Below are 8,433 nucleotides of genomic sequence, written 5' to 3' on the forward strand. Positions count from 1 at the left end.
GAGTACATCGTATTCGGCCTTTTTAGTTTGATAATCCTCTTCCTTTGGAAAATTTTTCTCAATTTCTACCTTAGCAGTAGTCCATTTATCCTTTAATTCATCCAATAAGTTCTGAGTTTTCACTTGGTCCTCTTTAATGTGATCAATCGTATGCTGAAGCCTTTGAATTGTCCCCAAAGGAGAATACAAATCTAAACTGACAGAATATTGATTTTCTCCTACAATCTTAACAGAGAAGGTTTCAGGAAGAGGTTGATTTGTTGGAAGACTAAGCATTTTAATGTCAAATCCTCGATAGCTTGCTAGGGTACGAAATTCTTTGCTGTCAGCTTGATTATGACGAATAAGACGGTGTAGGGATTCCCCTGCTTCAGCTCGTTGATCAAAAGCTTGCTTGCCTACCGTCATAGTAAATACCTGGTCTTTCGACATTTCAGACCGTTGAATGTCGCCTTCATACTTGCTTAATCGTTTCTCTAGAATAGGTATATTTTCTTCACAGTAAGAGATTGTATGACGATAGTGATCCTTGCTGCGTTGAAAGGCGCGTCTTTGATTTTCTAATAGAGTTAGATCATTCTCTAGTTCCATCTTATATTTGAGATAAGGATTACCTGTTGCTAGTGCCTTAAAATCAGAAGCTGTCATGGTCTGCTCATCAATGTCTTCTGCAGCACGAATCGGCTCCTTAGAAGTCATAATCTGCTTAATATAACGGAGTTTGTTCTCCTGAGTTGCCCATAGATAATTATCAAATGAACCTTTTGTAATGTAGTGGTAAATATCCACTTCCTTGTTTTCATTTCCCTGTCGGATAATCCGTCCATTGCGTTGCTGAATGTCACTTGGTCTCCACGGTACATCCAGATGATGAACTGCTTTCATTTTGCTCTGAACATTTAAACCTGTTCCTCCTTTTTCAGTTGAGGCAAGGAGAATCCGCACTTCTCCTGCATTGACCTTTCGAGACAAACTATTCTTCTTTTCATCACTATTGGCATCATGTACAAAGGCAATTTCCTTACTAGGGATTCCTCTATCAACTAATAAAGCCTTTATTTCAGAATAGACATCAAAGCCATTATCCTTTTTCTTAGGTGTTCCAATATCTGAAAAAATCATCTGAGTAGCCTTATTTTCCATTCCCTCACGATAAATTCTCTCAACATTATCCACTACCTGAAGCAGTTTATGATTGTCTGCTAGACTATAACTAGAGTCCAATAAACGCATATCAATAGCTAGTTTTCGTGCCTCACCCGTAATTTTTAACATGTTATCCTGGCTCGGATCAACTGTTCCACATTTGACCATATCTGACCTCATAACTAATTCTTCTAAATAGAGTTTCTGGTTTTCAGTTAACTCACTCTCAATAGGGATAATATGAGCTTCTGGAACAGGTAAATCCAACATATCTTGTGTTTGAATGTCGGCTGTTTCTTTATAGATTTTCATCAACTCAGGTAGATTGACAAACTTTTTAAATCGTTTCTTAGGTTGGTACTTATCCCCTGTAGGAGCTAATTCCATAGAGTTTTGAATTTCTCCAAAAGCACCTACCCAAGAGTCAAAATAATCAACTTGATAGCGTTTTAAGATATCTGGTTGAATATAGTTCATCATAGTATACAACTCACTAATAGAATTGGAAACAGGTGTCCCTGTCGCAAAGACAATATTTTTAAAATCATGTTCTTCCTGAATCTGTCGAACCTTCATCTCCATATCCACGTTCTTCTTAGAGGTTGTATTGGTAATACCTGCTACATTCCCAAGTCCAGTAATTGGACGAATATTTTTAAAGTGATGTGCTTCATCCACAAAGAGAAAATCAATTCCTAAGTTCTCAAAATCAATAAAACTATCACGATTGAAACGTTGGAGTTCTTCCAATTGTTTCTCTAGACCACTTATTGATTGTTCTGCTTCTTTAACGGTATACTTATTTTCAGAATGTGTTTTAATCTCTCGTAGTTCATTGAGTTTATCCTCTATATAGTTCATCTGTCTTTCCTTACTGACAGGGATTTTTTCAAATTGAGAATCCCCAATGACAATAGCATCGTAATCTCCTGTAATAATACGTGATACAAATTGTTTTCTTCTCGCCTTCACAAAATCTTTCTTAGTGGTCACAAAGACTTTTTTAGTAGGGAAAAATTTCATGATTTCTTGGCCAAATTGAGCAGACAAACTAGAGGGCACCACATACAAGGGCTTATGAACCATCCCCAACTCCTTTAATTTAAACCCAGCACCAAGCATGGTCAAGGTCTTTCCTGAACCTACCTCATGAGCTAACAGGGCTCTTTTTTCTTCTACAATTCTTTGAATGGCATTCTCTTGATGAGGACGAAGACTGATGTTTTGTGCCAAGCCATCAATGACTAGATGGCTACCGTCATACTCTCGACTAACCGTTCGATTATACAGACGATTATAACTTTCTTCGATGACTTGTTGGACTTCTGGATACCGTGAGACAAAGTCTTGAAAGAGTTCTTGTAAATGTTGTTCTTTTGCTCTTAAAACAGAGGTTTTTTCCAAATCTGTGATGGTCTTTTTCTTTTCTCCTTCCGTAACAGTCATAGTAATCGTCGGTTGGTTCGAATTAAGTAAATTCTCAAAAATCTTTCTTCCTGTATCATAACGTGACCCACTAACTCCAAGACTACTATCTTTGGCACTTGGATAGCGATAAGCAAATGATGTCCTTAAATGAACCTGGCCATCGACAGGATTCACTTCAATGACTTGTTCAACATCAGGCGAAGACAATTCAAATTCACGATTGGTAAAACATTCAAAGGCAAATTTACCATAAACGGATTGAGGAATCCAACGTGACCCTATTTTAAACTCAATATCTGCCAGATGAATCCTTGGAGGGCGAACAGATTCTAACAAATCTAAAGCATGGTTCCAATTATATTCTTGGTTGTTTTCCTCCACTAATAGTTGAACTACTTCTATCTTGTTGAGAATGTCTCCTGATAAAAACTGGTTCTTAGAAAGATACTTTCTTTCTCCTTTTAAATAGCTTTCTGGATCCATTAAAATCTGGTCTCCTAACTCATCTAAAATAGCAGCTTGGCTATGTTCGGGATAAATTGATACCATATAATCTAAATCAACCCCTCTACCATCCGATAAACTGGAGTTTAAGGCATCTAAAGCTGTTGATACTCTTGCAATCACTCTCTCTGGCCTAACCAATGCTTTCTCAAATGCTAAAGATTTTTTATATTTTACTTTCTGATCTTTAGAATCAATGTATTCATCTTCTAAACTTGCTAGTAAAGAATACTTATCGTCACTATCAAATAAGTTCCGATTGACTGAGGCATTCAAGTATCCAAATTGACTTACAAAGCGGTCATAGTCACGATTGAGTTTACTAAGTAATACCTGAAAATCTGTCCGACTATAATCTTGATGACGTTGAATTTCAATTAAGGATTGATAGGTCTCTCTCAAATCAACCATGCCCTTAATACGACTAATATCCTTATCCGATAAGGGGCTTTCATAAAAGACAGTTTTTTTGAACAGTCCCTTATATTTCCCTCTTTTACTCGCTTCTTCTGACTTGTATACATCTAGTGCTTCCTCATCTGTCAAATGAAGTTTCACGAATCGATCTATTTTATGTTCAGACAAAGAACTGTCCCAGGCTTTAAAATCTCCCTTTTCGTCTACATAATAACTAATTTCGTCTACTTTTGAACTTTTCCGAATGCCATGCGTATCTCGGTAATAAATTTGATTTCCCTCATATCCAAAAGAATACAGCGCTAAGTTCTCACGTATACGACTAGGGACAGAATTATCCACTTCTTCTTGGATAAAAACAGGTGCTTTCAAAGAATTGTCAATTTGTTTAGGTGCTTCCACATTCTCTAATGCTTCCATAATATCAGTAGCTAATGTTTCTGATCCCCCCTTAACATTGAGGGTTCCTCCATTAAAATTACGTACCTCATATTCACCCAAAACTTGTGTGTTGTATTTCCCATCAAAATAAGGATTGATCCAGACACGCTTATCTTCCTCAAAGGGAATAGAGCCACTAAAGACAAGTTCCTCCTCATTAAGATTCTTTGCTTGATCCTTTTGAAAGAAGAGGAGATCTGTGGTCACTCGAGTGCCTGCAATCGTTTTAAAAGCCGTGTCCGGCAAACGAACACCCCCTAAAAAATGAGTGTTGGTTTTAATCTCTTGCAAGACATTATCTGTCCGCTTATCCATTGTGCCAATAGAAGAGATAATCGACACTTGTCCTCCGTCTCTTACTAAATCAAGTGAGTGTTTGACAAAGTAGTCGTGAATCATGTAAGGTTTATCATAGTTTTTATCGGCAATGCGAAAATTTCCAAATGGTACATTCGTTAAGACTAAATCAAAACTATTATTTTGATAGGGAACTTCTTCAAATCCTCGCACTTCAATATGGGTATTGGGGTGGAGTTGTTTTGCGATTGCGCCTGTCACACTGTCTAATTCAACCCCATAGAGTTCTGAATTATCTCGTATACTTCTAGGCATCGCCGCAAAGAAGTTCCCAGTTCCCATAGAAGGATCTAGTATCCTTCCTCCCTCAAAACCATCATCCAGTAATTTTTGCCAAATCTGGCGAATAATCATTGGGTCTGTATAATAGGCTGTGAGAGAACTTTGTTTCATAGTGGAGTACTCTGATTTACTTACTAAACTCCTAAGAGTTAAACGTTCTGTTTCATACTTTGGATTGAGTTCATCGAAAAATTCATTGGCAAGGCCACCCCAGCCGACATACTTGGCTAGTAGCTCTTGTTCTTCTGGATTCGCTTGTCGTCCCTCTTTTTCTAATCTTTTAACAAGTTCAATTGCGGCGATATTCGTTTCAATTTTTTCTCGATTTGTCTTAGGATAAAAGTCCTCTAAATCATCTGGAAAAACAAAATCTTGAACGGGGACATCCGTCTCTTCTATATCTGAAATAAGCGTTTCTGTTTCCTTATCCTTTTCATTATCTTCTTCCAGATAGGAAAACAAATCTATTTCCTGGCTTTTACTTGGTGATTCAATCTCAATATCTGAATCTTCTTTTTCAAGTTCTACAAGAGACAATACATGTTCAATCTCTTCCAAACTGTTCAAGTATAAGATAGGATTCTCTTCAAATAACTGGTTGGAATCATTGAAAAGCTCTAGGCGAACTAAGTCATTTAACTGTGCATTTTCAATCGAAACCAACTGAAATACTTGTCCTTTATAACTTACTTGTGAACCGATTGGATATTCCCTCAAAGCTTCTTCTACAATTTTATCTACTTTAGATAGGGAATGAACTTCCACATTTTCTTCTACCTGCTCAATATTATCTAAAGGTAAGACCGCTTCCTCTACTTGTTTAGACTTTTCGCTTCTAGCCTTTACATCATCAAAATGAGTAATAATCTTCAGCTTTTGTGTCAGTGGAAGTTGTTGGTAGTTTTCTTCATGATGGACAAGATCCGTAACAGTATCTAAAGTAGCCATCAATTCTGAACCCAAATAGGCTAGAACATCTCCTTCTTTTTCTTCAAAATGAATCTCAAGAACCTCTTTTTTTAGTTCTTTGGAATCAACCATTAGAAGAAATTCCTCTATATCTCTACTAATGCGGTCAGATAGATTATTCGCAACCCGATAGACATTGACTAAATTGACATCCTGATTCTGATGAAATACAAGCTCACTTAATGGTTCTAACTTCTCTTTTTCAGATTGGATGTAAAATCGAGTGGAAAGGTTATAGATTGCGACTTCTAGCACCAAGTTTTTCTCAAAATTACTCAATTGAGATAATTTACTTAGACCTGCTTGTCCAAAATTTCTTGTGTAACTTTCTAAATCTTGTTCATTATTTTCAGAACTAGCCTCTAGGAAAGAAACAATATCTTGATCAAAAGAATATACGTGAGGTATCTCTTCTATCTTGCCCTCTTCAGCCAAAAAACTCTCTACCAAATCCTGCCATTTCTCATCAAAATGTTGCGCCTGATAGCGAAGAAATAGGTCCATTTTCTCCCTATCTTTTGGAATTGTTCCACGAAACATAGCCAATAATTGTATTACTTCCATACTCGCTCCTTTCATCTATACGAAAATAGGAGAATCACATGATTCCCCTACAACTCTATCTCCATTTCAACCTCTTGAGGACTGGTTTCTAAATCACTAGACAAAAGAGAAACAGAATCTGTTCTCATGTAGTAAGTATATAAGTCTTCTAGGTCTTGTTGGTTTTCAATCCCTGTTTCAATACTAATCAGAGCCTGTATAAATTCCTTGTAGTGACTCTCCATCATATCTGAAATCTTTTGTTTCATTTCCATAAATACTGAAGATGGTTCAGTTATACTTGTTTGGTCTATGTCTTGTAAATCCTTTTCTAAGGGATTGGTTCCTTCTTCTACTTCCACTAAATCTGAACGACCATCACCATCAGAATCTGCGCTAAGAGGATTGGTTCCTAGCGCTAATTCTTGAGCATCAGTTAGTCCATCTTGATCCGAATCACGTTGATAAATGGCTTCCATATACTTCCTTCTTTCCTAGTTAATCTTTTTTCACTCCAATCCTACCAAATATTCCTTGAAAGAAGTATCACAACAAAAAAGAGAACGAGCCAAAACTACGTTCTCAAATAATATTGTGATTATAAACAAGTGCTTCAGATATTCGGAATTTATGCGGTATATAATCAAAAACTTTCTTATAGCTGAATCTTGCTATATCATCTATGTGATAAATCGGTAACTCGAATTACTTGGTCCACTTGTTCCCAAATAAGAGGATTGTGAGTCGCAATAATAATGGTCCGATTCGGATTTTTTAAAGATTCTAGGATAGAAAGTAATTCCTCAGAGTTTTTGGGGTCTAAGGAAGCGGTTGGTTCATCTGCAAGAATCAAAGGTGGATCCTTTAAAATTATCTTCGCTAATGCAACACGTTGTGCTTCTCCTCCTGATAATTCAAATATAGGTTGCTTTAAATCCAAATAGGATAGGTTTACACGATTTAGAGCTTGTTTCATCAAAGAGATTTTCTCTTTTTCTTTCAACTTTTTACCAACTAAACCCAGATTGAGATTCTCTTTGACGGTTTGGCTTTCAATTAAGCCAAAATCTTGAAATAGGTATCCTAAGTAATCTCTAAAGAAAACAGAGGGCTTAATGTCTTTAAGAGAAGTGCCATCATAGATGATTTGCCCTTTGTCATATGGCTCTAATCGTCCAATCATATTCAAGAGTGTTGTCTTACCACAGCCACTTGTACCGATTAAGGCATAAATTTTCCCACCTTCAAAATGAAGATTAGTATCTGAAAATAGCTGACGGCTTCCAAATTTTTTAGATATATTCTTTAGTTCAATCATCCTATTTTCCTTTCATAATTGTCATAGAAACACGAGATTCTTTCTGCGCTTGACGGTAAAGCGTCAGAACTGCACTAACTAGAAAGACTAATAAAGTGAGTAAGCCAATTACCCAGTCTCTACTGCGTAAAATAAAGAGACTAGCACCAAATACAAAACTGGCAAATTGACTAACCATATACTGAGCATGCGTTTCAAAAAATCGTAAACCTGAAATTCGTTTAATCAAGATATCTCGACGGAATTGCTCGAAATATAGAAGATTGACAGAATAAAAGAGTAACAAGGAACTAGCTATCCCCACAATGGCTCCTAAGATTAAAGTTGCTGTTTCAGTTTGCACTTCATTATAACGAGTTAGATAAACACTTCTTCCTTCTTTAAGATAAGATACTTGCTCATAAATTCCAGCTTCCTTCAAGAGAGATAGACCACTCTCATATCCTTTGATAAAGAGTTGCTTTCCAGCATTGATAGACCAAATAGATTTTGAAATGAAACTATCACCTGTAGATGTCGGAGTAAACACAACTAAAATCGGATCAGTTAAGTACTGGATGGATACCGGGCTTTCACCGTTATTATAAACAAATCTTTTTTCTCCTGTTGGAAGATAGCTAACAATCGCTCTCATTTCATACTCTAAAGGAGCGTCTTTATCCTCGCTTGATTTTCCGTAATAGTTCAAACGTTCTTCAAAAACTTTCTTAAGTTCTGCTTCCTGTGAACGAAGAGATTCTGGTAATAAGAGTCCAAATTCCCCTTTTTGAAGATGAGCTAGTTTCTGTCTAGTCTCATCATTTACAGCCACATTTTCCTTATCCAAATAACTTGGACTGACATAGAGAACATTAGCATCTGGACTATAGGTATCCAGTGTCTCTCCCTGTTCATTTTTTCCTTGAGGATTTGCAAAATGAATGAGATTATCTTTTACAAATGGAGCCTGTTCTTTTTCAACTGCTTCTTTGGAAAATTCATACCACTAATCAGATTTTCTGTATCTTTTCCTCTATCACCTAAACCAA

The 8,433-nt window shown here is 36.5% G+C and carries 3 protein-coding genes and 1 pseudogene; all 4 read right to left on the reverse strand.

Annotated elements, in window-relative coordinates; genetic code table 11:
- The coding region (locus QZ565_RS06405) for an SNF2-related protein (protein WP_295527133.1) at window positions 1–6,108 on the reverse strand (6,108 nt) is incomplete at its 3' end.
- Between the two features lie 47 nt (window positions 6,109–6,155).
- Window positions 6,156–6,566, reverse strand: a complete 411-nt coding sequence (locus QZ565_RS06410; protein WP_000387511.1) for a thrombospondin type 3 repeat-containing protein — start codon at window positions 6,564–6,566, stop codon at window positions 6,156–6,158.
- 197 nt (window positions 6,567–6,763) lie between these two features.
- The gene (locus QZ565_RS06415; protein ID WP_000571283.1) at window positions 6,764–7,405 is read right to left on the reverse strand and encodes an ABC transporter ATP-binding protein; all 642 of its coding nucleotides are present in this window, start codon (window positions 7,403–7,405) and stop codon (window positions 6,764–6,766) included.
- Window position 7,406: 1 nt separating this feature from the next.
- Window positions 7,407–8,433 (reverse strand): annotated as a pseudogene (locus QZ565_RS06420) (DUF1430 domain-containing protein); the annotation flags it as partial.

Origin of the sequence: uncultured Streptococcus sp. (genome assembly GCF_915066115.1) — a bacterium.
GTDB lineage: Bacteria > Bacillota > Bacilli > Lactobacillales > Streptococcaceae > Streptococcus.